Source organism: Desulfatitalea alkaliphila (assembly GCF_022968795.1).
GTDB classification, from domain to species: Bacteria; Desulfobacterota; Desulfobacteria; order Desulfobacterales; family Desulfosarcinaceae; genus Desulfatitalea; species Desulfatitalea alkaliphila.
Window position 1 is genome coordinate 1 of sequence record NZ_JALJRB010000068.1, and the last position, 1,503, is coordinate 1,503.

Sequence of the window (1,503 nt, forward strand, 5' to 3'; positions counted from 1 at the left end):
TCAATGCCGTTAACTTAACCAATAGGTTTATATTGTGGAAAGAATTTCCGTGGTTTAACTTTGTGAGTTCGCGGATACGTTCTTCCCGGCCGTATCGGTTCGACGGTTCTTTGAAAAAGTTCACACAAGTCAGCGACCATACGCTTGACCCTTGAGTGCGTTTTATAGAACATCAGCGGGATCACACCCTTGCACTGAGACAATGCGTAGGTGAAATTGATCTGGTATATATATTTGCAGGTGCCGGTATCCATTTCAATTGCCCTTCGAGCCGGGATGGCCAGTATTGAGACCAGGTTTTTGTAAAAGATCTTTGCATGAAAATCCTGGTGAACCGACAGAGCGGATTGGCCTGAGAAGTTTTCAAGTTCCATGCGAGATTTGACGGCTTTGTAATCCTCTTCGACAGGCCATCTGCAATGGTAAAGATCATAAAATATTTCAATGGGGTAAAGATCCCTATCGAGCAAAGAGGTGATTAGCACTTGAACCTTGCCGTCACGCTCGATGCGAACGAGACGCACTTTCAAGGGTGCGATATCAAGCCCCCATTGAGCACAAGGTTTTTTGGAAGATGCATTTATGGCAAGATCGACAATCTTTTCGGACTTGCCGGAATGAAAGAATTTTCGAACGGCCTTCCATTTTGTGCACGAGATACGCGCACAAAAGTCGGCCTGCTGAGACAATACCAATCGGAAGAGCCACCAGGCAGGATAACCCCTGTCGAGCAGGAGCAAGTCATTGGGCATCAATTTCAAGAAATGGTTTTCGGCTGCCAGTTTCCGCTCGCCAACGCTTTTAGGGCCGATGGCGGCATCGATGGTGATTTTGTTTAATGGGTCGAACAACTGCGAGATCCTTGCCATGGGAGATGGAGCGCCCTTTCGCCCCTTCCATGTACCAAAATGTTCGATAATGTCGTCATAAATGGGTAAACGTGTGGTTGAACCGTCAATGGCCAACAATCGGAACCCGAGCCAGGTACGAGGAGACAAGTGTTTTTCAAAGTAGCTGATCAAATGGCCGTTAAGCTCGATGAAAGCATCAAACTTCAATTTGGCCCTGGCTTTGGTCAAAGCCGCTTTGGTAACCACGCGTGTTGCGACATCAAGGCGGAAAACCGACTTGAAGAACTTATCCAGTTCATCTTGGTAGGAGCCACGAACGAAATTAATAAGGAATATAATCAGGGTTTTAAACGGAAGTTTTCTTCTGCGTGTAAAAGCGGTGGATGAGGTCCGATTGCGGTCAATGAATTCTTTTGAGGAGATGATTTTCTTTAGAAACCTGAATATTTTGGCACAGTTATGGCAATTCAGGTTCCGTGCCAACATTGATAAAATTTGGAAAAATTTTCGGCATGGTGTGCTCCTTTCGTTACGATAATTCGCTGTTATTGTTGAAAGTGAGTATACCATGCCGATCCCTTTTTTTCAATTATTAATATATTCTTTCAGTATGTTACAGCGATTTTTGGCTTTCTTAAGTTAATGACATTGA

Annotated in this window: 1 protein-coding gene; it reads right to left on the bottom strand. The window is 44.5% G+C overall.

Annotation, left to right across the window (positions count from 1 at the left end):
- Positions 1 to 14 precede the first annotated feature (14 nt).
- On the bottom strand, positions 15 to 1,421 hold the full coding sequence (locus MRX98_RS21700; protein ID WP_246915231.1) for an IS4 family transposase: 1,407 nt from the start codon (positions 1,419 to 1,421) through the stop codon (positions 15 to 17).
- Positions 1,422 to 1,503 lie beyond the last annotated feature (82 nt).